Below are 21,250 nucleotides of genomic sequence, written 5' to 3' on the forward strand. Positions count from 1 at the left end.
CTCCTGGTCGGCGGGATCAGGCATCGTCGGTCCCGTCGTCGAACTGGCCGGTGGCCTCGCCCGGCTCGTCGTCGAGGCCGGCGACCGCCGCACCCGAGCGTGCGCGCTCGAGCGAGAGCCCGGTCGGCACGGCCAGCAGGAGCGCGGCGAGGAAGACGATGAGCAGGGCGATCGTGTAGGTGACGCCGAACGGGCCGACCACGCCCTGCGGGGGCGCCGCGTCGATCCGCGTGCCCTCGGTGTCGACCGCGGTCCAGAGCAGGCCGTACTGCGTGTCGCCGACCGCGGAGAACGCGGCGTTGGCGTCGAGCGAGACCGCGGCGCGCGCGCGGACGGCGGAGGCGGCGTCGCCGGCCTCGGTGCTCACCGGCTGGGTGAGCACGACGAAGCGCACGCCGAGGTCCTGGAGCGCGCCGTCGACGTCGTAGCCGGTGCGCGAGACGAGGTTGCCGGCCAGCTCGTCGATCGCGTCCGTCTGCTCGGTCCCGGTCGCGGCGAGCGTCGACTGCTGGTCGAGCGTCGCTCCGGAGCCGCGCTCGAGCCGTGCGAGGACACCGCCGTCGGCCTGCGGCACGAGCACGATCGTGCCGACGCGCGGTTCGTTCTGCGCCTCGGCGGCCACGTAGGCCGGCAGCGAGCGGTCGGAGCCGGCGGTGGCGACGAGCGTCTGCCCCTGCTGGAAGGCGGCGGCCATCGGCGCGATCACGAGCACCACGGCGGCCGTGACGACCAGCGCCGGGACGATGCGGTAGGCGGGGAGGGCGGCGACGGAGAGCGAGAAGCCGATGACGAGGCCGAGCCAGTAGAGGCTGAGCCCGGTCCCGCTCCAGACCGCGACCGTCTCCGAGCCGGTGGTCGCCACCTGCACGCCCTGCGCGAGCGCGGCGGTGATCAGCCCGACCGCCGCGACGCCCACTCCGCCCAGAGCCGAGAGGTTGTTCGGCAGCAGCAGCGAGGCGAGGGCGGCGACGATCAGCGGCAGCACGAGGACGGCGGTCGCGATCCCGACGGCGGAGTCGGCGACGCCGAGGCCGCCGAGCAGCGTCGTCCAGCCCGCGGAGAAGGACGACGGGAAGCCGGACGCGAGGGCGAGCACGTCGACCGGGGCCGAGGGCAGCGGGACGCCCGGATCGGCGAGGATCGCGAACCAGTCGCCCCGAGGAGCGTGCGCGACGACGATCGGGAAGAGCAGGCTGGCGGCCGGGATCGGCAGCCCGGCGAAGCGGCCGATCCGGCGGCCCGCGGTCGCGAGCACGACGATCCAGATCGCCAGCAGCGGCACGGCGAGCACCGGCGCGCAGGCGATGATCGACGCGGCGAGGATCGAGGCGGTCGCCGAGGAGGACCAGGAGCGGTAGGCGCCGAAGCCGGCGAAGAAGAGCCAGGGCAGCAGGACGTGCACGAGCATCGCCGCCGGTCGGCCGTCGGACTGCGCCGCGAAGAACGCCGGGGCGAGCACGTAGACGAGCGCGCCGGCGTGCCGGGCGATCGGCCGTGCGGTGATGCGGGCGATCATCAGCCAGGCGCCGGTCGCCGCGATCGGGAACGCCGTCAGATAGAGGAGCACCATCGAGAAGCTCGGCGACCAGAAGGTGAGCGAGCCGAGCACGGCGAGTACGGCGGCGAACGGATCCGCCGCCCCGATGAAGCCGGAGCCGAGGTCGCGCCAGCCGTAGGCGGCGTTGCGCCAGAGCTCCCCCACCGTGGGCGAGAGCGTGAGCAGTCCGCCGCCGCTGACGGCGGGGGCGGCGATCAGCGGGGTATAGACGATGAGGCCGAGGAGCGCCGCGACCAGGACGACCCAGACTCCGCCGCCCTGGAAGAAGTGCAGCGGGTGCCGCTCGCGGCTCGCCTGCACCCGGACGGCGTCGTGCCGGACCGAGCGGAGCTGGCGCACCACGTCGAGCGGGATGCGCAGCGGCGCGATCGCCTTCCAGCCCACGTTCTTCGACGAGCGGAGGATCCTCCGCGCCCGGAACACCTTGGTCCCGCCGAAGGCGACGACGAAGGCGGCGATCAGCTCGCCGCCGACGAGACCGGGCTGCTTGCGCAGCAGGCGGACGGCGGCGCGGCCGACCGCGAGCGGCACGAGCGAGAGCCAGTGCACGACGAGGAGCGCGACGGGGGCGTAGGCGAGGCGGCGGTGCAGCTGCGCCGTGCGGTGCTGGCGGGCGCGCTTGCGCTCGCCGCTGTCGATCCGCCGGCCGTCGGGCCGCTGCAGGCCGATGCGGGCGGTGACGACGCGGGCGTCCGGCACGCGGCTGACCCGGTGGCCGGCGAGGCGGGTGCGGATCGAGAAGTCGAGCGCGTCGTCGACCACGGGCAGGCCGGGGTCGAAGCCGCCGAGCTCCTCCCAGAGCGTGTGGCGGACCAGCATGCCGCCCGCGGCGACCGCGAGCACGTCGGGCGTCGCGTCGTGCTGGCCCTGGTCGAGCTCGTCCTCGACGAGGTGGACGGTGGTGCCGTAGTTGGTGATCGACTCGCCGTAGCTGCGGATGTAGCCGGAGCGGGTCCAGTCCATCACCTTCGGGCCGGCGACCGCGACGGAGGGAGCGACCTCGACGGCGCCGAGGAGCGCGGCCAGCGCGCCCGGCTCGGGCGCGGAGTCGGCGGCGAGCAGCCAGAGCCACTCGTCCTCCCCGGCCGGGGGCTGCATCACGCGGACGGCGCGGGCGACCGCCTGACCGAACGGGAGGTTCTCGGCGACCTGCACGAGCTGCGACGGACCCCAGCCGGCGAGGAGCTCACCGGTCGTGTCCCTCGAGCCGCCGTCGACGAACACGGTCGCGTCGGGCTGCCGGGTCTGCGCCCGCAGCGCCGCGAGGGTTCGATCCAGATAGGCCGCGCCGTTGCGCGCGACCAGGACGGCGGTTACTCGTGGATACATCGCGGACCACCCTAAGCGATGGGCGCGCGGCGCCCGCCTGCGGCTCGCCGCCCCCGGTGGGGGTCGGCCGTCACGCCCGGCGGCGGAGCTTGCGGCGCTCGCGCTCGGAGAGTCCGCCCCAGATGCCGAAGCGCTCGTCGTTCTCGAGGGCGTACTCGAGGCACTGCGACCGGACCTCGCAGGAGGTGCAGATCTTCTTCGCGTCGCGCGTCGATCCACCCTTCTCGGGGAAGAACGCCTCGGGGTCGGTCTGCGCGCAGAGCGAGTCGACCTGCCAGGAAAGGGCTCCGCCGGGGGCCTGAAGGTCGGAGTCGACGCCCTGGCGGACGCCGGGGACGCCGAGCCGCACGGGATCGACGAACCAGTCCTCGGGGACGCGGCCCGCACCGGAGCTGCTGCCGCCGGGCATCCTGCTGTCGTCGGGGACGCTGTCGTTCGGGACGCTGTTCGTAGGGACCCTGTCCGGAATCGCCATACCGTCTCCTACCCCGCCTGCGACCGATGATCGGCGGACCGCTCCTCCCGGAGTGGCCGCCTCAGTAATTACACCGGTGTCATTCGCTCAGGTCAAGTCGCGGACCATAAACCCTCAACCCGCCGTGGAGGGTTCACGACACGCGGGCGTGTCGCGACCGTGTCGAAGCTCCCGGCGGGCGTCAGGACGACGCGGCGCTGCGGGCGCGCCAGGCGCTCTCGACCATCTCGGCGACGGAGTGGCGCATCTCCCAGCCGAGGTCGCGGGCCGCCGTCCGGCCCGACGCCACGATGCGGGGCGGGTCGCCCGGCCGGCGGGGGGCGACCTCGGGGGTGAAGGCGATGCCGGTGCTCCGGGCGATCGCGGTCATGATCTCGCCGACGGAGGCGCCGGAGCCGCTGCCGAGGTTGTAGACGGGATCGATCGGCTCGCCGGCGGCCAGCCGGCGCGCCGCAGCGACGTGGGCGAGGGCCAGGTCGGCGACGTGGATGTAGTCGCGGACGCAGGTGCCGTCCGGGGTCGGGTAGTCGTCGCCGTTGATCCGCGGTGTGCGACCGGCGAGGAGCGCCTCGAAGACCAGCGGGAAGAGGTTGTGCGGGCTGGTGTCGTAGACGTCCGGGTAGCCCGAGCCGACGACGTTGAAGTAGCGGAGGGAGGCGTGCCGGACCCCGTGTGCCCGGCCCGCGTCGGCGAGCAGCCACTCGCCGATCAGCTTCGACTCGCCGTAGGGCGACTCCGGGCTCTTCGGGGTGGCCTCGGTGACGATCTCGACGTCGACCGCGCCGTAGACGGCCGCACTGGAGGAGAAGACGATCGAGCTGACGCCGGCCCGCTCCATCGCGGCGAGCACCCGCATCGTGCCGGTGACGTTCTGCTCGTAGGTGTGCAGCGGCCGCTGCACCGAGACCCCGGCGTACTTGAAGCCGGCGACGTGCACGACGCCCTCGATCTCGTGCTGCGCGAAGACCTGGTCGAGCAGCGCCTCGTCGAGGATCGAGCCGCGGTGGAAGGGGACGCCCTCGGGGACGAACGCCTCGTGGCCCGACGACAGGTCGTCGAGGACGACGGGGTCGATGCCCTGCTCGGCGAAGGCGCGCACCACGTGCGCCCCGATGTACCCGGCTCCCCCGGTGACCAGCCATGCCATGTGGATCCTCCTCGATGACGGCGCCGACCCGGCACCGTCGCAACCCTAGCGGCGCGGCCGCGGGGCCCACGTGGCAGGATCGCGCGGTGTCGCGATATCCTGCCGGGATGCTCCGCTCCGTCGCCGTCCTCGCCCTGCCCGGGGTCGCCCCCTTCGAGTTCGGGGTGGTCTGCGAGGTGTTCGGGATCGACCGCCGCGCGGACGGCGGGCCCGCCTTCGACTTCCGGATCGCGACCGCCGACCCGGGGCCGGTGCGCACCTCGCTGGGCTTCGATCTGCTGATCGCGGACGGGCTCGAGGCGGCGGAGGACGCCGACCTGATCGCCGTGCCCGCGCACCCGGTCGGCCCGGTCGACGAGCGGGTGCTCGACCTGCTGCGCCGCGCCCACGCGCGCGGGGCCTGGATCCTCAGCGTCTGCAGCGGCTCCTTCGTGCTCGCCGAGGCGGGGCTCCTGGAGGGCCGCCGCGCGACGACGCACTGGATGCACGCCGACGAGCTCGCCCGGCGCTACCCGGGCGTCGAGGTCGACCCGGACGTGCTCTTCGTGCAGGAGGGGCGGATCATCACCGGCGCCGGCACCGCGGCCGGGATCGACGCCTGCCTCCACCTCGTCCGCGAGGAGCTCGGCGCCGCGGCGGCGAACATCGTCGCGCGGCGGATGGTCGTGCCGCCGCAGCGCCACGGCGGGCAGGCGCAGTTCATCCGCACGCCGATCCCGCCGGCGCGCGCCGACTCGTTCGCCGAGGTGACCGAGTGGATGCTGCAGCACCTCGACGAGGAGCTGACGATCGAGGTCCTCGCGCGTCGCGCGCTGATGTCGCCGCGCACCTTCGCCCGGCGCTTCCGCGCGGACCTCGGGACGACGCCGCTGGCCTGGCTGAACCGGCAGCGGCTGCTCCGCGCGCAGCATCTGCTCGAGGAGTCGGACCTCACCCTCGAGGCGATCGCGGTCCGCGTCGGCTTCGGCACCGCGGCCGTCCTCCGCCACCACTTCGCCCGCGTGCTGCAGACGACGCCCGCGGCCTACCGCCGCACGTTCGCCACGTCGGCCGCGTCCTGACGGCGGGTTTCGAGACGCCCTGCGGGCTGAGCCCGCGTCAGACCGTCGCGACGAACAGCGTGCCGCGCCCGGTGACCGCGAGCGCGCGCTCCGACGGCGTGACGTAGACGCTGCCGCCGCGCTCGACGCGCGTCGAGCCCTCCGCGCCGGTGACGGTGAAGGCCCCGGCCGTCGCGATCGCGATCGCCGGCCCGTCGAGCTCCACCTGCACGGCGTCGTCCGAGACCGGCTCGACGACGGCGAGCACGAAGTCCGGCACGTCCGGCCGGTAGACGCGCAGTCCGGCCGCCGGCTCCTCGGCCGGCAGGTACGGCACCGGCAGCGGCGAGAAATCGAGCACGTCGACCAGCTCCGGCACGTCGATGTGCTTGGGCGTGAGCCCGCCGCGCAGCACGTTGTCGGACGCCGCCATCAGCTCGACGCCCGTCCCCGCGAGATAGGCGTGGATGTTCCCGGCCGGCAGGTAGAGCACCTCGCCGCAGGCGAGCCGCACCCGGTTGAGCAGCAGCGAGAGCACGACGCCCGGGTCGCCCGGGTAGGCCTCGGCGAGCGAGCGCACGGTCGCGGTCTCGAGCCTGTCGTCCCCGTCGGACGCGCGGACGACGGCCGCGATCAGCGCGGCGACCTCTGCGCGGTCGCCGTCGGCGAGCAGCCACGAGACGGCGCGGCGGAGCACGACCGCCGGCTCGCCCTCGAGCTCGGCGGCGAAGCGCGCGATCGCCGCCGCCTGCTCCCCCTCGGCGCGACCGGCCAGCTCGGCCAGCAGCGCCCGGGTGGCGGCCGGCTCGCGGAAGCCGCAGAGCGCGTCGAAGCTCTCGCTGAGCGCGTAGACGAGCTCGGGCTTGTGGAACGGGTCCTTGTAGTTCCGCTCCGCCGCGTCGCGCGGGACGCCGGCCTCGTCCTCCTCGACGAAGCGCCGCTGCGCCGTCGCGGAGGAGGGGTGCGCCTGCAGCGAGAGCGGCGCCCCCGCCGCGAGGATCTTCAGCAGGAACGGCAGCCGCGGCGCACCGGACACCGGGTCGACCGACCCCTCGACTCCGGCGAGCGCCGCCTCCGGCTCGCGCGCGATCCATTCGGCCAGGGTCGACGCGCCGACGGAGGCGGGGTCGAGGATGCGGGCGGGCGAGCCCGGGTGCGCGCCCAGCCACAGCTCCGCCTCGGGGCCGCCGGACGGCACCGTGCCGAGGGCGTCCGAGATGCCGGTGAGCGAGCCCCACGCGTAGTCGCGAGGAGTGTTGCCGATCGGGATGAACACGGCGAGGGCCTTCCGTTCCGGGACAGGGGTGGGAGCCGCGCCGTCCGGACCCTGCCCGGGGCCGCTCCGGCCCGACGCTAGCAGGATCTACAACAGCGACCCCGGAGGACCGGCCGCCGCTTGGCGCTCACCACCAGCGACAGCACCGCCGCGGCTCGCCGTTCGTACGCTGAGGACAGCCGCACCGCCGCCGCTCCTGCGGGCCGAGTCGCTGCGCGCCCGAGCGATGGAGCGATGAACCATGGACAGCACGACCTTCGAGATCCTCGACGCCGACTTCTACGGCTTCGCCGGGTCGCTCTCGCCCGCCGAGAAGGAACTCCTGGTCCGCGTCCGCGGGTTCCTCGAGGCCGAGGTCCGGCCGATCGCGGACGACTACTGGGAGCGCGCCGAGTTCCCGCGGCAGCTGATCCCCGGCATCCACGCGACCGGGGTCGTCGGCCTCTCCTGGCCGGAGACCCGCCCGTTCGAGAACTCGGCGGTCTTCCGCGGCTGGGTCGCCCTCGAGCTCGGCCGCGTCGACGCGGGCATCGCCACCTACGTCGGGGTGCAGAACGGCCTGGTGATGGGCACGGTCGGCGTCGCCGGCTCCCCGGAGCAGCGCGCCGAGTGGCTGCCGAAGCTCGCCTCGGGCGAGGTGATCGGCGCGTTCGGCCTGACCGAGCCGCAGTCCGGCTCCGACTCCGCGCAGGGACTGCGCACCACGGCCCGCCGCGACGGCGACAGCTGGATCCTCGACGGAGCGAAGCGCTGGATCGGCAACGCGACGTTCAGCGACGTGACCGTGATCTGGGCGAAGGACGTCGCCGACGGTCAGGTGAAGGGCTTCCTCGTCCCCACCTCCACTCCGGGCTACCGCGCGACGGCGATCGCCCGCAAGCAGAGCCTGCGCACCGTGCAGAACGCCGACATCGTGCTCGAGGGGGTGCGGGTGCCCGAGTCGCTGCGACTCCAGGGCGCGAACTCCTTCCGCGACACCGCGAAGGTCCTCCGGCTGACCCGAGCCGAGGTGGCCTGGCAGGCGATCGGCGTCGCGATCGGCGCCTACGACGCCGCCCTGCGCTACGCCCGCGAGCGGGTGCAGTTCGGCAAGCCGCTGGTCGGGCACCAGTTGGTGCAGGACCTGCTGGTCAAGAGCATCGGCAACATCACCGCGAGCATCGCCTTGGCCACCCGAGTGTCCGAGATGCTCGACGCGGGCGAGCAGCGCGACGAGCACTCCGCGCTCGCGAAGGCGTACACGACGGCGCGGATGCGCGAGACGGTCGCCTGGTGCCGCGAGGTGATGGGCGGCAACGGCATCGTCCTCGACTACGGCGTCGCCCGCTTCTTCGCCGATGCGGAGGCGCTCTACTCCTACGAGGGCACCCGCGAGATGAACACCCTGATCGTGGGGCGCGCGATCACCGGCAGCGCGGCCTTCGTCTGAGGCGCGGCCCGCCCGCGTCGCGCCCGCTCCCTAGACTGTTCGCCATGATCCGACGCGCCGCGCCCGCCGCTCCCCGAGCGCTCGCGGTGGCGGTGCTCGCGGTCATGCTCGGCGGCCAGGCGCTGCGGAACCTCGCCGGCTGGTGGGGCTGGGGTGTCGTCGTCGCGGCGCTGCTCGCCTGGGTCGTGGTCGTGCTGGTCCGCGCCGGGGTCGTGCCGCGCTGGAGCCGCACGCCCAAGGCGCTCGTCGCCTTCCTCGCCCTCGCCGTGCTCTCGCTGCTCTGGACGGCCTACCCCGGCGCGAGCGCGATCGGCGTCACCGCGCAGCTCGCCACGACGCTCGGCGGGGTGGTGCTCGCCCTGACGCTGAGCACCGGCGCCTTCGTCACCGCGCTCGGCCGCGCCCTGCGGATCGTCACCGGGGCCTCGCTCGTCTTCGAGCTCGTCGTCGCGGTCGTCGTGCGCGCGCCCGTCCTGCCGTTCGTCATCGACCTGCCCGCGGGCCGGATCCCCGACGCCTTCTACTGGTCGCAGGCCGCCCTGTTCACCGGCGAGCCGATCCAGGGCGTCGTCGGCAACCGCAACCTGCTCGGCTTCGTCGCCCTGCTCGGCCTCGTGATCGTGCTGATCGAGCTCGCCGCCCGCAGTGTCCGCCGGAGCATCGGCCTCGCCTGGGTCGTCCTCTTCGCCGCGACGCTCCTGCTCACCCGCTCCTCCACGGTGCTGCTCTGCGCCGTCGCCGTCGCGGCCGCCGCGGTCTTCGCGCTCTGGGCGCGACGCCGGGGCGAGGCGGGGCGGCGACCGGTCTACCTCACCGCCGCTGCGACCGCCGTCGTCGTCACCGGAGGCGCGATCGCCGGCTGGGGCGCGCTGCTCGGCCTGCTCGGCAAGAGCGACGACGCGACGGGCCGGCTCGACATCTGGCGCTCGGTCTGGGCGCTCGCCGCCGAGCGGCCCGGGCTCGGCTGGGGCTGGGTCAGCTACTGGGCGCCCTGGGCGGCGCCGTTCGACACCCTCGCCGAGCGCAAGGGGGTGCTCTACCTGCAGGCGCACGACGCCTGGCTCGACGTCTGGTTCCAGCTCGGCCTGGTCGGGCTGGTGCTCTTCACGGCCCTCACCGTCTCGACGCTCTGGCGCTCGTGGTTCCGCGCGGTCGACCGCCCGCGCCGGAGCGCCGCGACCGTGCTGCCCTACTCCGCCGTCTCGCTCGCCCCGCTGCTCGTGATCGTCGCCCTGCTCGCGCAGGCGCTGTTCGAGAGCCGGATCCTGATCGAGGGCGGCTGGCTCCTGCTCGTCGCCCTGGCGGTCCTGACGAAGCAGCCCGCGAACGAGGAGGAGGACGCGCTCACCGCCGAGCCGATCCCCCTCGCCGGCCAGCGCTCGGCGCGATGAGCGGCGGGCGGCCGTCCGCGCTGCCCGCGGCCCTCGCGGACGCGCTGGCCTCGCCGCAGTTCGCGGCGGCCCTCGCGCAGACCTCCCTCGTCGTCGTGCTCTGCGCGCCCGCCGTCCGCGGGATGATCGGCTGGCCCGGCTACCTCGCCGCCGTCGCGACGCTCGCCGCGCTCGCCGGGGTCATGCTCGTGCTGCGGCGGGAGCTGCTCGACTGGGAGGGGCTGCTCCCGACGAGCATCCTGGTCTTCCTCGGCTGGATCGCACTCAGCACGCTCTGGAGCGGCTACCAGTGGGCGACCGCGTCGAGCGTGCTCTACCAGCTCGTCCTTGCCTTCCTCGCGATCGCGATCGGGCTGACCCGCGACATCATCCAGGTGATCCGCGCGGTCGGTGACGTGATGCGCGTCGTCCTGATCGGCTCCCTGGCGGTCGAGGTGCTCTCCGGCGTCCTGATCGACCGGCCGCTGCGCTTCCTCGGCGTCGAGGGGCTGCTCGCGGCCGGCGGGCCGATCCAGGGGCTCGTCGGCACCCGCAACCAGCTCGGGCTGGTCTGCCTCCTGGCGATCGTCACCTTCTCGGTCGAGCTGATGACGAGGTCGGTGGCGCGCACGCCGGCACTCGCCTCGCTCGCCCTCGCGGTGCTCACGCTGCTGCTCACCCGCTCCGCGGTCAGCGCCGGCGTCCTCGTGGTCGCGGCGGTCGTCGCGCTCATCCTCCGCTGGGTGCGCCGCGGCGACGCGGAGCAGCGCCGACGGCGGCAGTACACGACGCTCGCGGTCGTCGCCGCCTCCGCGCTCACCGCCTGGCTCTTCCGCTTCCGGATCGTCGACCTGCTCAACGCGGGCAGCGAGTTCGAGTTCCGGCTCACCCTCTGGCAGCACGTCTGGCGCTTCTCGGACCTGGCGCCGATCATCGGCTGGGGCTGGGTGGGGTACTGGCGCACCGACCTCTACCCGTTCAACGCGATCGACTTCCTCTCCGGCCGACCGCACGCGTCGAGCCTCAACGCGCTGTTCGACCTCGCGCTGCAGGTCGGCCTCGTCGGCGTCGTGCTCTTCCTGGTGCTCACCGGCCTCGCACTCTGGCGCTCGTGGCTCATCGCCTCCGAGCGCAAGGCCGTGGTGCACGTCTGGCCGGTGATGGTGCTGACCGTGCTCGTCGTCACCTCGCTCGCCGAGAGCGCGCTCCTCGTCGACGCGGGCTGGCTGCTGCTGGTGATCTGCGCGATGCGGGCCGCGCAGGGCCTCAGCTGGCGGCGCCTCCTGCACCCCGCCGACCGGCCGGGCGGGCTGCCGCGACAGCCCGGAACACCGCCAGGTGCTCCGCGCGGCAGCGCTCCCAGCTGAACCGCGCCGCCCGCTCGACGCCCTTCGGCCCGAGCTCGGCCGAGCGGTCGATCGCCTCGAGGATCCCGTCCGCGATCGAGCGCGGGTCGAGCGGATCGACGAGCACGGCCGCGTCACCGCAGATCTCGGGCAGAGACCCGGAGTCGGCCGCCGCGACAGGGCAGCCCGACGCCATCGCCTCGATCGGCGGGAAGCCGAAGCCCTCGTAGAGACTCGGGAAGGCGAGCACGGCCGCCCGCCGGTAGAGCTCGGCGAGCTCCTGCTCGCCCACGTGCCCCCGCCACTCGACGAAGTCGGGCAGAGCGCCGAGCTTGTCCAGGTCACCGCCGGTGAGCACCAGCCGCAGGTCGTGTCCGTCGGCGCGGAGCAGCCGCAGCGCCTCGAACAGGCGCGCGTGGTTCTTGTGCGGCCAGGCGCGCGCCGGATAGAAGACGAAGTCCTCGCGCTCGCCCAGGTGCGGGCGGAACCGCTCGGTGTCGACGCCGAGGTGCGAGACGTGGATCCGCTCCTCCGGGATGCCGAGCAGCTCGACGATGCGCCCCTTGGTGAAGGCGCTGATGGTGATGATCGCGTCGGCCCGGCGCGCCGTCGCCTCGTAGGCGACCCGGCGGAACACGCGCTCGACCCGGGGGAAGAGCTGCGGCAGATCGCGGTGCTGCAGATCGAAGACCATCTGCACGTGACCCTGCCGGCGCGAGGGCCAGGGCAGCGGGACGGTGAAGGGGAAGTAGAGGATCTCGTCCGGCCCGAGCAGCCGCCGCAGCCGCAGCGTGCGCACGAGCGCCTGGAGCATTCCCGTCGCCCGGCGGCGGTGGCCGGCCCCGCTGACGACGCCCTCCGCGACGATCTCGGGCACGCCCTCGCTGAAGCCGTGCGCGTTCTCCGGCACCAGCGCCTGCACGCGCAGCCCCTCCTCGCCCGGCCGCGGCACCAGGAGCCGGGTGAGCGCGCGCGCGTAGGTCTCGCCGCCGCCCATCCCCCCGGGATCGACGGTGAGCACGGCGAGCGTGACGGGGAGGCGTTCCGGCATGGCGTCCGATCGGGTCGTGGCTCCGGCGCGGTCCGGGCTCCGGCGCGGTCCGGGCTCCATCGAGGTGCGGGCCGGGTCAGACTACCCGCGCCCGGCTCCCGCGCAGCGGAGCGTCCCCGGCGGGTGCTCCGCGGCCCGGCGGAGGCCGATGGGTAGGATGTAGCCCGCTGTCATCGACCCCGACGAAACGGACCACCACGTGCCCCGCGCTTTGATCACCGGAATCACCGGCCAGGACGGCCTCTACCTCGCCGAGCTGCTGCTCGAGAAGGGCTACGAGGTCTTCGGTCTCGTCCGCGGGCAGAACAACCCCAAGTACGAGCTGGTCCGCCGCACCGTCCCCGAGGTGACGCTGCTCACCGGTGACCTGACCGACGTGTCGAGCCTCGTGCGCGTGCTCGCCGTCTCCCAGCCGGACGAGGTCTACAACCTCGGCGCGATCTCGTTCGTCGCGTACTCGTGGGAGAACGCCTCGCTCACCACTGACGTGACCGGCAAGGGCGTGCTCAACATCCTCGAGGCCGTGCGCCTCTACGCCGGCGACGACATGTCGCGGGTGAAGTTCTACCAGGCGTCCTCGTCCGAGATGTTCGGCAAGGTCCAGCAGGTCCCGCAGAGCGAGGAGACGCTGCTCTGGCCGCGCTCGCCCTACGGCGTCGCCAAGGTCTTCGGTCACTACATGACCATCAACTACCGCGAGTCCTACGGCATGCACGCCTCGTCGGGCATCCTCTTCAACCACGAGTCGCCCCGCCGCGGCCCCGAGTTCGTCACCCGCAAGATCAGCCTCACGGTGGCCCGCATCAAGCTCGGCCTGCAGGAGACGCTGGAGCTCGGCAACCTCGACGCCAAGCGCGACTGGGGCTTCGCCGGCGACTACGTCGACGCGATGTGGCGGATGCTGCAGCAGCCCGAGGGCGACGACTACGTGGTCGCCACCGGCGAGACCCACGAGATCCGCGAGTACCTCGACATCGCCTTCAACCACGTCGGCATCGAGGACTGGACGCCCTACGTCACGCAGAACCCCGCGTTCATGCGCCCGGCCGAGGTCGACCTGCTCATCGGCGACCCGGCGAAGGCGCGCGACGTGCTCGACTGGGAGCCGAAGGTCTCCTTCCCCGAGCTGGTCTCGATGATGGTCGAGAACGACCTCGCGGAGCAGTCCGCGCTGATCAAGTAGCCGCCGTGCCCGCGGCTCTCGTCACCGGGGCGAGCGGACAGGACGGCGGCTACCTCGTCGAGCGCCTGCTCGCCGACGGCTGGGAGGTCTCCGCGCTCGTGCGCGACGAGGACGCCTCCCTGCCCGCCACCGTCCGCCCCTTCCAGGGCGACCTCCTCGACGCCGCCGGCCTCGGCCGCATCGTCGCGGTGGCGCGCCCCGACGTGGTCTTCCACCTCGCCGGGATCTCCTCGGTGGCGCAGTCCTGGCAGGAGCCGGTGCTGACCGCCGAGGTCACCGGCACCGCCGTCGCCGCCCTGCTCGAGGCCGCCCTGGCGCTGCAGGAGTCGGCGGGCCGCGAGGTCCGCTTCGTGCAGGCCTCCTCCTCCGAGATCTTCGGAGCGGCCACCGAGAACCCGCAGTCGGAGTCGACGCCGATCCGCCCCGTCTCGCCCTACGGCGCGGCGAAGGCGTTCGCGCACCACCTCGTCGGCGTCTACCGCGGGCGCGGCCTGCACGCGTCCTCGGGCATCCTCTACAACCACGAGTCGCCCCGCCGCCCCGAGAGCTTCGTCACCCGCAAGATCACGGCCGGCGTCGCCGCGATCGCCGCCGGCACCGCGACCGAGCTCTCGCTCGGCAACCTCGACGCCCGTCGCGACTGGGGCTGGGCGCCGGACTACGTCGACGCGCTCGTCCGCGCCTCGCGCGCCGAGACGCCCGGCGACTACGTCGTCGCGACCGGCGTCGCGCACTCGGTCCGCGAGTTCGTCGGGGCGGCCTTCGCCGCCGCGGGCATCGACGAGTGGGAGGACCGGATCAGGATCGATCCGCGGTTCGCCCGTCCGGTCGACGCCCCGGAGATGCGCGGCGACGCGTCGAAGGCGCGCGCCGAGCTCGGCTGGGCGCCGACGGTGGCCTTCGAGGAGATCGTCGCCCGCATGGTCGAGCACGACCTCGAGCTCGCCCGCGCCGCGGGCTGAGCCCGGCGCGGGCTGAGCGCAGCGCGGGCCGAGCGCCCGCTCGCTCAGCCCGCGTCGACGGACGGCCGGGCGGCGCTGCGCTCGATCGAGGCGGATCCCTCGGTCGCCTCCGCACCGTCGACGAGGTAGGCCCAGACGCGCTCCGCGTACCGGTCCCAGGTGCCGCCGTCGATGGCCAGGGCCTCGGCGGTCAGCTGCGCGTGCAGCGGCGCGTCGGTGAGGAGCCGCTCGAGCGCATCGGCGATGTCCTGATCGTCGTGCGGATCGACGAAGAGGGCGCCGCCCTCCGAGGCGACCTCGAGCATGCTGCCGAAGCCCGAGGTGATCACCGGGGTGCCCACCGAGAGCGACTCGACGATCGGCAGGCCGTAGCCCTCGTTGATCGACGGGAAGATCGTGCAGTGCGCCAGCCGGTACGCGCTCCAGAGCAGCGCGTCCGTGATGGAGGACAGCGAGCGCACCGGGCGGCCGAAGCCCTCGAGGACCTCGAGCCGGTACTCGAACTCGGCGCTGCTCCAGGCGTTGCCGCCGATGAAGACGAGGCTGAACTCCAGCCCCCGCCGCCAGAGGAGCTCGGCGGCGTGCAGCACGGCCAGGTGGTTCTTCCGCGGCTCGTGGCTGCCGACGCAGACCACGAGCGGCAGCCCCTCGGTGACGAGCGAGCGCGCCGCGGTGGCGAGCTCCTGCTCCGTCACCGACTCGGGCTGCGACGGCAGGAGGATCGGCCGGATGTCCGGTCCCTCGACGCCGACGCTGCCGAGCATGTGCCGCCAGCCGGAGTACTCGGTCGCGGCGGCCGAGGAGATCGTCGCGATGCGCTCCATGTGCGAGACGGCGACGAGCGTGCGCGAGAACGCCGCGCTGATGCCGGTGCTCGCGGTCTCCGCCGTGGTCACCGGGACGCAGTCGAATCCGATCGTGCCCGTGCGGTTGCCGCTGAACTCGGCGAGGGCGGCGATGCGACTGGTCCGCTCGTCCTCGACCGCGAGCTCGGGCAGGAGGTAGGTGCCCTGCCAGGGGACGATGACGCGGGAGCGGTCCTCCGCGGCGTCCGGCACGTCGCCGGCGACCGCGTTGCGGCTCTGCTCCGGGGTGAGCAGGACGAGCGACTCGTGCGTGCTGTCCCAGCCCGCGAGCAGGATCTCGTGGTCGCGGGTCCAGCGGGAGATGCTCTGCCGGACGACGCGCTGGATCCCGGTCGCGAGACCGGTCCGCGCGGTGTGGTGCACGTCGACCACGACGGCGCCGACCACCACCTCGACCGTGGGGTGGTGGAACCGGGCGAAGACGCGGTCCGAGACGATCGTCGACGCGGCGTGGTGCAGCAGCGCCGCCGTTCCCTCGAGCCGTGCGCGGCGGCGGCCGTCGACGACGTCCTCGCGACGCGGGAGGGTGCCGCGGAGCACGGCGAGCACCAGCCAGACCTCGCGGTCGCTCGGCGCGGGGAGGAGCACGCTCAGCTGCCCGGTGAGCGCGTCGACGCTCTCGAGCGGCGGGACGGTCGGGGCGAGCGTGCGGACGAGGGTCGACAGTCGGTCGACGAGGTACTGCTTACTGCGCACGGGGCGCCTCCTCCGCGTGAATGAGCCCCGAGTGGGTGAGCTCCGAGTGGGCGAGATCCGAGTGGAGGAGCTCCGACGGGCCGATCAGGGCCTCCCACAGCTCCTCGGCGTAGTCGTCCCAGGTCCGCGACGGCCGGTCGGCGGCCTCGCGGCGCAGCCGCTCGAGCAGCTCGGCGTCGGTGAGCATCGCCCGCATCGCGTCGATGAGCTCCTCGTCGGACGCCGGGTCGATCAGCACGCAGCCGCCGTGCTCGGCGATCTGCGCGGTGCTGCCGAACCGCGAGGTGAGGACGGGAAGGCCGATCGCGAGCGCCTCGGCGACAGGCAGCCCGTAGCCCTCGTGCAGCGAGGGGAAGGCGAGGAACCGCGCCTCGCGGTAGCTGGCGACGAGCACGTCGTCGCCCACTCCGCGGAGCACCTCGACCGGCCGGCCGGCCGCGACCAGCTCGCGCACGCGCGGGTCGAAGACCTGGTGCGCCCACGGATTCGCCCCGCCGATGAAGCGCAGGCGGAAGCGCAGTCCTGCGCGCCAGAGCACCTCGGCGGCGTGCAGCACGGCGAGGTGGTTCTTCCGCGGCTCCTGGCTGCCCACGCAGAGCACGAGCGGCAGCGACGAGGTGGTCTCGTCGACGATGCGCACCCCGTCCGGCAGCTCGACGGGCAGCGGGACCGGCACCACCGAGGGACCGACGAGCCCCTGGGCCGGGAGCGCGCGGACGAAGCCCTCGTACTCCAGCGCGGCGGCGGAGCTGACCGTCGCGACGCGCACCGCGTGCTTGACCACGGAGAGGAAGTTGACGTAGCGCACGGTCTCCTCCGGCGGCACCGTGTCGGCGCTGACGACCGGGATGGCGTCGTGACCGAGGACGACCAGCTCGTTGCCGGAGTGCTCCGCGAGGGCGGACAGCGGCCCGCACTGGTTGTACTCCGGCACCGACGGGACGACGACGACGCTGCGGTACGGGACCACGAACTCGGTGCGCTCCGGGTCGCCGTGGCGCCAGGCGCGGCGGTCGGCCGCGGCCCAGTCGACCACGCGCTCGGTCTCGATCGAGCTGAGGCGGCGGAAGGAGAGGGAGCCGTGCACCCAGGCGACCGGGATGATCTCGTGCGCGGCGCTCCAGCGCGAGACGGTCTGCCGGACGACGCGCTGGACGCCCGTGTTGTGCCCGTGCCGGGCGGGGAAGTCCACGTCGACGAGGACGGCGCCGGTGACGACCTCCACCTTCGCTCCCAGATCGGCGAACCCGGTCGCGGTCCGCGAGCCGGCCTCGAGGAAGATGCGCAGGGCCGCCTCCTCGGGCGCCAGCGCGAGGGCGCGGCGGAACCACTGGAACAGCTCGCTGGTCGGGTAGGCGGCGGTGAAGGCCACCAGTGCGACCCAGGTCAGTTCGTCGTCGCCGCGCTGCCGGATCTCCCGCGCGACCGCGTCGAGGTACGGGCCGGGACCGCGGGCGACCAGGACGACGCGCGTGTCGTCGTCGAAGAGGAGGGCGCCGATCTGCTCGAGGCGCTGCAGCATCGCCTCGGTCCGCTCCGCGCGAGCGGCGGCCGTGCCCTCGCTCATCGCGCCCGACCGGACAGGCGGCGCTTGGCGAAGCGCGCCGTGTGGCCGATGGCGCCGGGCAGGCCGAGCTGCTGCACGCGGATCTGGAAGGTGCGCACGAGTCGGAGCGGCTTCGTCACCCGCCAGGACAGGGTCCGCTCGAAGCCGGTGGCGGTGACCCCGCCGACCTGGATGCGCTCGACCCAGAGGTCGAAGGGGTCGTTGAGTAGGGCGTCGACCTGGGCGCGCAGGCGCTGCACCTCGGGGTCGCCGTCGCCCGCGACCGCGGCGGTCGGCCGGACGGACTGCAGGCTCGGGTCCTCGGCGATCGGCGCCTCCTCGGCGCCACCGCCGAGCTCGGGAACCGGGTCGCCGGCGGACTGGGCCACCGGCTCCAGCGGGACTGGCTCCAGCGGCACTGGCTCCAGCGGGACCGGCTCCAGCGGCGGCACTGGCTCCAGCGGGACGTCGGATGGCTGCGTGGGCATGGCGAACACCTCGTTCGTGTCGTTCAGTCGGCGAGCGAGGACAAGACTACCGGCGAAGCGGCGGGGGGCGGCCCGCGCGCCCGCCCCGTCGGCGCAGGTCGCACGTATAATGATCCGGTCCGTCGCCCGGCGGCGGCCGAGACCTTGGAGTTCCATGCCCAGCAGTCCAGTCGATCGCGCACGCTCGATCGCCGACGAGCCCTTCCAACTCGCCGGCACGACCTCGGCCGTCGGCGGTGGATCGGGCGGCTTCATCGCCTCGCTCCTGGAGATCCTCCGGCACCGCGAGCTCCTGCGCCTCCTGGTCGGCCGCGAGCTGAAGTCCCGCTACAAGGACAGCAGCCTCGGCTTCGTCTGGAGCCTGGTCCGGCCGCTGATCATGCTGCTGATCTACTACGTGGCCATCGGGCAGATCCTCGGCGCCTCGCGCGGCGTCCCCAACTTCGCCATCTTCGTCTTCTCCGGGCTCACGCTCTGGGGCCTGTTCAGCGAGATCGTCACGGCCGGCACGACGTCGATCCTCGGCAACGGCGGCCTGATCAAGAAGGTCTACCTCCCGCGCGAGATCTTCCCCGTCGCCGCCATCGGCTCGGCCCTCTTCAACTTCGCGGTGCAGTTCGTCGTGCTGATCGTGGGCGCGGTGCTCACCGGCTCGCTCGTGTTCAGCAGGGATCTGCTCTACATCCTCCCCGCGCTCGGGATCACCCTGGTCTACGGCCTCGCCTTCGCGCTCGCGCTCTCCGCGCTGAACGTCTACCTCCGCGACGTGCAGTTCCTCGTCGAGGTCGGCCTGCAGATCTTCTTCTGGCTCTCGCCGATCGTCTACGCGTGGAACTTCGTCGTGACCGCCACGACCGGCGCCGGCCGGAGCTGGCTCGAGCAGCTCTACCTCTTCAACCCGATGTCCAACGCCATCCTCGCCTTCCAGCGCGCGATCTGGGGGGACGGCTCCCGGGTCAGCATCATCGAGGGCAACGAGATCGACCCGCAGATCTGGCCGCCGGACATGGCGCTCCGCCTCATCATCGTCTTCGCCGTCGGGGTGGTGTTCGTCTGGATCGGTCACCGCATCTTCCGGCGCCTCGAGGGCAACTTCGCCCAGGAGATCTGATCGTGACCCTCACCAGCAAGCCGGAGGCGGCCTCGGGCGCCACCGGCAGCCCCACCGTCGTCCGCGTCCGCGGCGCCTCCAAGCGCTTCGTGATCCGCAAGGACAAGTCGTTCAAGGAGCGCGTCGTCAACTTCGGCCGCGGCCGCAAGCACCGGGACGAGTTCTGGGCGCTGCGCGACGTCGACCTCGAGATCCCGCTCGGCTCGACCGTGGGCCTCATCGGCGCGAACGGCTCCGGCAAGAGCACGCTGCTCAAGCTCATCGGCGGCATCGTCCAGCCGACCACCGGGACGGTCGAGCGCCGCGGGCGCCTCGCGGCGCTCCTCGAGCTCGGCGCCGGCTTCCACCCCGACCTCACCGGCCGCGAGAACGTCTACCTCAACGGCGCGATCCTGGGTCTGTCCCGGGCCGAGCTCGACGGCAAGTTCGACTCCATCGTCGAGTTCTCCGAGATCGCGGAGTTCATCGACACCCAGGTGAAGTTCTACTCCTCGGGCATGTACGTCCGGCTCGCCTTCGCGATCGCGATCCACACCGACCCCGACCTCCTGCTGGTCGACGAGGTGCTGGCGGTCGGCGACGAGCCGTTCCAGCGCAAGTGCATGGACCGCATCCGCGCGTTCCAGCGCGCCGGGAAGACCATCGTCCTGGTCACCCACTCGCTCGAGCAGGTCGGCGAGCTCTGCGACCGCACCATCGTGCTCGAGAAGGGCAACGTGGTGTTCGACGGCGAGACCTCCGAGGGCCTCCAGGTGCTCCGCGAGAGCTTCGAGGACCGGCGTCAGGCCCGCCAGGAGCGCGAGGCGGCCGCGGCCGAGGCCGTGGACGAGCCCGCTCCGCTGCTGATCGAGATCCTCGGCTGCGCGCTGCGCGGCGGATCGATCGAGCACGGCGGCACGGTCGTCCGCAGTGGCGAGACCCTGGAGTTCGACGTCACCGTGCGCACCAGCCGGCCGGTGGACGACTGGAACATCGGGATGGGCATCGACACCCCGCTCGGCCAGCGCGTCTTCGGCACCAACACGGAGCGGATCGGCACCCCGCTCTCGAGCGTCGACGGCGAGATGACCGTCACCTTCACCCTGCCCGATCTCCACCTCGGCGGCGGCAACTACGCCGTGCACGCCTCCGCCGCGACGTTCTCGCAGGGCGAGACGATGCGGACGCCGGTCGCGGCGACCTTCACGGTCGAGCGCTCCTCCGTGCACGACGGCGTCGTCGACATCGACTCCGAAGTCCGCGTCAGCCGGCCGTGAGCGCCGCGCGCGGCCGGCTGCTGGTCGACGCGACCGCGCTGGCCGCCCCGCGGCTGACCGGGGTGGGCCGGGTGCTGCTGGGCATCCTCCGAGCGCTGGACACCGACGAGGTCGCCGCGCGCGCCGAGGTGCTCCTCGTGCTGCCGGCGAGCGAGGCCCGCGCGCTCGAGCGCTTCCGCTTCCGCACTCTGCGGGTGCGCCCGGTGCGACTCCCCCGCCGGCTCTGGAGCGCCCTGACGCGGCTCCCCGCGCCCGGCATCGACCTCCTCCTCGGGAGGGGCGCCTACTTCTTCCCCAACTTCCGCAACTGGCCGCTGGCCCGCTCGCGGTCGATGACCTTCGTGCACGACGTCTGCTTCGCGGTGCTGCCCGAGCTCGTCCCGCGCGAGCGCCGCGAGCTGCTCGGCCGCGAGGTCCCGCGCTGGCTCGCCCGCACCGACGTCGTGCTGACCGGCACGCCGTCGTCCGCCCGGGAGATCACCTCCTCGCTCGGCGTCGACGCCGACCGGGTGCGCGTGCTGCCGACCACCATCGACGCCGAGATCTTCCGCCCGCGGAGCGCCGCGGAGATCGAGCGGGTCCGTGCGGGTCAGTCGCTCGGCCGCTATCTGCTCTTCGTCGGCTCGATCGAGAGACGCAAGAACCTGGTCACGCTGGTCGACGCCTACGCCCGAGCCGAGCGGCCGACCGGCCACACTCTGCTCCTGGTCGGCGGTGACGGCTGGGACAACGCCGAGGTGCACGCGGCCGTCGCGCGAGCGGTCGCCCTCGGTGCGGCGGTGCGCTTCGCCTCCGGCTACGTGCCGGACGAGGATCTGCCCGCCCTGCTCAGCGGCGCCGACGCGGTCGCGATGCCGTCCTGGCACGAGGGCTTCGGCCTGCCCGCGCTCGAGGCTGTCGCCTGCGGCACCCCGGTGCTCGCCGCCGACATCCCGGGGCTGCGCGACGCGCTGGCCGGCCGGGAGGAGGACGCCGTCTTCCTCCCGCCCGCGGACGAGGAGGCCTGGGTCGTCGCGATCGAGGCGGCCCTCCGCAGTCCGCGGCGGATCCCCGCGCGGCAGGTGCCGGGCTGGGACCGCACCGCACGGCTGCTCCTCGAGCTCGCGCTCCGCTGAACGGGC

17 protein-coding genes are annotated in these 21,250 nt (G+C 73.4%); 9 read left to right on the forward strand and 8 right to left on the reverse strand.

Annotated features, from left to right (window positions below; all coding sequences use genetic code 11):
* Nucleotides 1-16: 16 nt before the first annotated feature.
* The 3 genes from GSU72_RS13535 to galE all read right to left on the reverse strand — a co-directional run bounded on the left by GSU72_RS13535 (nucleotide 17) and on the right by galE (nucleotide 4,509).
* Nucleotides 17-2,887 (reverse strand): glycosyltransferase family 2 protein, encoded by a 2,871-nt coding sequence (locus GSU72_RS13535; protein WP_159985534.1) that lies wholly within the window; start codon nucleotides 2,885-2,887, stop codon nucleotides 17-19.
* A gap of 70 nt (nucleotides 2,888-2,957) precedes the next feature.
* Nucleotides 2,958-3,296, reverse strand: a complete 339-nt coding sequence (locus tag GSU72_RS13540) for a WhiB family transcriptional regulator (RefSeq protein ID WP_159986831.1) — start codon at nucleotides 3,294-3,296, stop codon at nucleotides 2,958-2,960.
* 247 nt (nucleotides 3,297-3,543) lie between these two features.
* Nucleotides 3,544-4,509: a UDP-glucose 4-epimerase GalE gene (galE, locus tag GSU72_RS13545; protein WP_159985535.1), complete on the reverse strand. Its 966-nt coding sequence runs from the start codon at nucleotides 4,507-4,509 to the stop codon at nucleotides 3,544-3,546.
* A gap of 107 nt (nucleotides 4,510-4,616) precedes the next feature.
* On the opposite strand from galE, the gene GSU72_RS13550 reads away from it, so the two are divergent.
* Nucleotides 4,617-5,570 (forward strand): helix-turn-helix domain-containing protein, encoded by a 954-nt coding sequence (locus tag GSU72_RS13550; RefSeq protein ID WP_159985536.1) that lies wholly within the window; start codon nucleotides 4,617-4,619, stop codon nucleotides 5,568-5,570.
* Between the two features lie 37 nt (nucleotides 5,571-5,607).
* Here GSU72_RS13550 and manA read toward each other — a convergent pair whose 3' ends face one another.
* Nucleotides 5,608-6,825: a mannose-6-phosphate isomerase, class I gene (manA, locus tag GSU72_RS13555; RefSeq protein ID WP_159985537.1), complete on the reverse strand. Its 1,218-nt coding sequence runs from the start codon at nucleotides 6,823-6,825 to the stop codon at nucleotides 5,608-5,610.
* Between the two features lie 241 nt (nucleotides 6,826-7,066).
* Between manA and GSU72_RS13560 the strand changes: the two genes are divergently transcribed.
* From GSU72_RS13560 to GSU72_RS13570, 3 genes are read left to right on the forward strand one after another with little or no spacing between them, the layout of a single operon-like run.
* Complete coding sequence (locus tag GSU72_RS13560) at nucleotides 7,067-8,254, forward strand: acyl-CoA dehydrogenase family protein (RefSeq protein ID WP_159985538.1); 1,188 nt, start codon at nucleotides 7,067-7,069, stop codon at nucleotides 8,252-8,254.
* 44 nt (nucleotides 8,255-8,298) lie between these two features.
* Nucleotides 8,299-9,645 carry an O-antigen ligase family protein gene (locus GSU72_RS13565; RefSeq protein WP_159985539.1) on the forward strand — a complete coding sequence of 449 codons (1,347 nt, stop codon included), beginning with the start codon at nucleotides 8,299-8,301 and terminating at the stop codon, nucleotides 9,643-9,645.
* A complete protein-coding gene (locus tag GSU72_RS13570; RefSeq protein WP_159985540.1) occupies nucleotides 9,642-10,991 on the forward strand; it encodes an O-antigen ligase family protein in 1,350 nt (449 codons plus the stop codon). The genes GSU72_RS13565 and GSU72_RS13570 overlap by 4 nt, the downstream gene beginning before the upstream one ends.
* Here GSU72_RS13570 and GSU72_RS13575 read toward each other — a convergent pair.
* Nucleotides 10,891-12,021, reverse strand: a complete 1,131-nt coding sequence (locus tag GSU72_RS13575) for a glycosyltransferase family 1 protein (RefSeq protein WP_159985541.1) — start codon at nucleotides 12,019-12,021, stop codon at nucleotides 10,891-10,893. The genes GSU72_RS13570 and GSU72_RS13575 overlap by 101 nt on opposite strands.
* A 199-nt stretch (nucleotides 12,022-12,220) precedes the next feature.
* Here GSU72_RS13575 and GSU72_RS13580 point away from each other — a divergent pair, with 199 nt between their 5' ends.
* Nucleotides 12,221-13,204, forward strand: a complete 984-nt coding sequence (locus GSU72_RS13580; RefSeq protein WP_159985542.1) for a GDP-mannose 4,6-dehydratase — start codon at nucleotides 12,221-12,223, stop codon at nucleotides 13,202-13,204.
* A gap of 5 nt (nucleotides 13,205-13,209) precedes the next feature.
* On the forward strand, nucleotides 13,210-14,166 hold the full coding sequence (locus GSU72_RS13585) for a GDP-mannose 4,6-dehydratase (protein ID WP_159985543.1): 957 nt from the start codon (nucleotides 13,210-13,212) through the stop codon (nucleotides 14,164-14,166).
* A 44-nt stretch (nucleotides 14,167-14,210) separates the two neighbouring features.
* On the opposite strand, the gene GSU72_RS13590 is transcribed toward GSU72_RS13585, so the two are convergent.
* Genes GSU72_RS13590 through GSU72_RS13600 form a run of 3 tightly spaced genes read right to left on the reverse strand, consistent with a single transcriptional unit; the run spans nucleotide 14,211 to nucleotide 17,762 of the window.
* On the reverse strand, nucleotides 14,211-15,728 hold the full coding sequence (locus GSU72_RS13590; RefSeq protein ID WP_159985544.1) for a glycosyltransferase family 1 protein: 1,518 nt from the start codon (nucleotides 15,726-15,728) through the stop codon (nucleotides 14,211-14,213).
* Nucleotides 15,718-17,295, reverse strand: coding sequence for a glycosyltransferase (locus GSU72_RS13595; RefSeq protein ID WP_159985545.1), 1,578 nt, complete (start codon nucleotides 17,293-17,295; stop codon nucleotides 15,718-15,720). The genes GSU72_RS13590 and GSU72_RS13595 overlap by 11 nt, the downstream gene beginning before the upstream one ends.
* The gene (locus GSU72_RS13600) at nucleotides 17,292-17,762 is read right to left on the reverse strand and encodes a hypothetical protein (RefSeq protein ID WP_159985546.1); all 471 of its coding nucleotides are present in this window, start codon (nucleotides 17,760-17,762) and stop codon (nucleotides 17,292-17,294) included. The genes GSU72_RS13595 and GSU72_RS13600 overlap by 4 nt, the downstream gene beginning before the upstream one ends.
* A 154-nt stretch (nucleotides 17,763-17,916) precedes the next feature.
* Between GSU72_RS13600 and GSU72_RS13605 the strand changes: the two genes are divergently transcribed.
* The 3 genes from GSU72_RS13605 to GSU72_RS13615 are packed head-to-tail and all read left to right on the forward strand — an operon-like array spanning nucleotide 17,917 to nucleotide 21,244.
* Nucleotides 17,917-18,873, forward strand: coding sequence for an ABC transporter permease (locus tag GSU72_RS13605; protein ID WP_159985547.1), 957 nt, complete (start codon nucleotides 17,917-17,919; stop codon nucleotides 18,871-18,873).
* A gap of 2 nt (nucleotides 18,874-18,875) precedes the next feature.
* Nucleotides 18,876-20,129, forward strand: a complete 1,254-nt coding sequence (locus GSU72_RS13610; RefSeq protein ID WP_159985548.1) for an ABC transporter ATP-binding protein — start codon at nucleotides 18,876-18,878, stop codon at nucleotides 20,127-20,129.
* Nucleotides 20,126-21,244 (forward strand): glycosyltransferase family 1 protein, encoded by a 1,119-nt coding sequence (locus GSU72_RS13615; protein WP_159985549.1) that lies wholly within the window; start codon nucleotides 20,126-20,128, stop codon nucleotides 21,242-21,244. Before GSU72_RS13610 ends, GSU72_RS13615 begins: the two co-directional genes overlap by 4 nt.
* Nucleotides 21,245-21,250: the final 6 nt, after the last annotated feature.

This window comes from Rathayibacter sp. VKM Ac-2760, from assembly GCF_009834185.1.
In the GTDB taxonomy this organism is placed as follows: domain Bacteria; phylum Actinomycetota; class Actinomycetes; order Actinomycetales; family Microbacteriaceae; genus Rathayibacter.

Excerpts from the sequence above, each read along its gene's own strand:
- GSU72_RS13535 (WP_159985534.1), bottom strand. The coding sequence starts at position 2,887 with ATGTATCCACGAGTAACCGCCGTCCTGGTCGCGCGCAACGGCGCGGCC.
- GSU72_RS13565 (WP_159985539.1), top strand. The coding sequence starts at position 8,299 with ATGATCCGACGCGCCGCGCCCGCCGCTCCCCGAGCGCTCGCGGTGGCG.
- GSU72_RS13605 (WP_159985547.1), top strand. The coding sequence starts at position 17,917 with ATGCCCAGCAGTCCAGTCGATCGCGCACGCTCGATCGCCGACGAGCCC.
- GSU72_RS13550 (WP_159985536.1), top strand. The coding sequence starts at position 4,617 with ATGCTCCGCTCCGTCGCCGTCCTCGCCCTGCCCGGGGTCGCCCCCTTC.
- GSU72_RS13540 (WP_159986831.1), bottom strand. The coding sequence starts at position 3,296 with ATGCCCGGCGGCAGCAGCTCCGGTGCGGGCCGCGTCCCCGAGGACTGG.
- GSU72_RS13570 (WP_159985540.1), top strand. The coding sequence starts at position 9,642 with ATGAGCGGCGGGCGGCCGTCCGCGCTGCCCGCGGCCCTCGCGGACGCG.
- GSU72_RS13595 (WP_159985545.1), bottom strand. The coding sequence starts at position 17,295 with ATGAGCGAGGGCACGGCCGCCGCTCGCGCGGAGCGGACCGAGGCGATG.
- GSU72_RS13560 (WP_159985538.1), top strand. The coding sequence starts at position 7,067 with ATGGACAGCACGACCTTCGAGATCCTCGACGCCGACTTCTACGGCTTC.
- galE (WP_159985535.1), bottom strand. The coding sequence starts at position 4,509 with ATGGCATGGCTGGTCACCGGGGGAGCCGGGTACATCGGGGCGCACGTG.
- GSU72_RS13575 (WP_159985541.1), bottom strand. The coding sequence starts at position 12,021 with ATGCCGGAACGCCTCCCCGTCACGCTCGCCGTGCTCACCGTCGATCCC.
- GSU72_RS13600 (WP_159985546.1), bottom strand. The coding sequence starts at position 17,762 with ATGCCCACGCAGCCATCCGACGTCCCGCTGGAGCCAGTGCCGCCGCTG.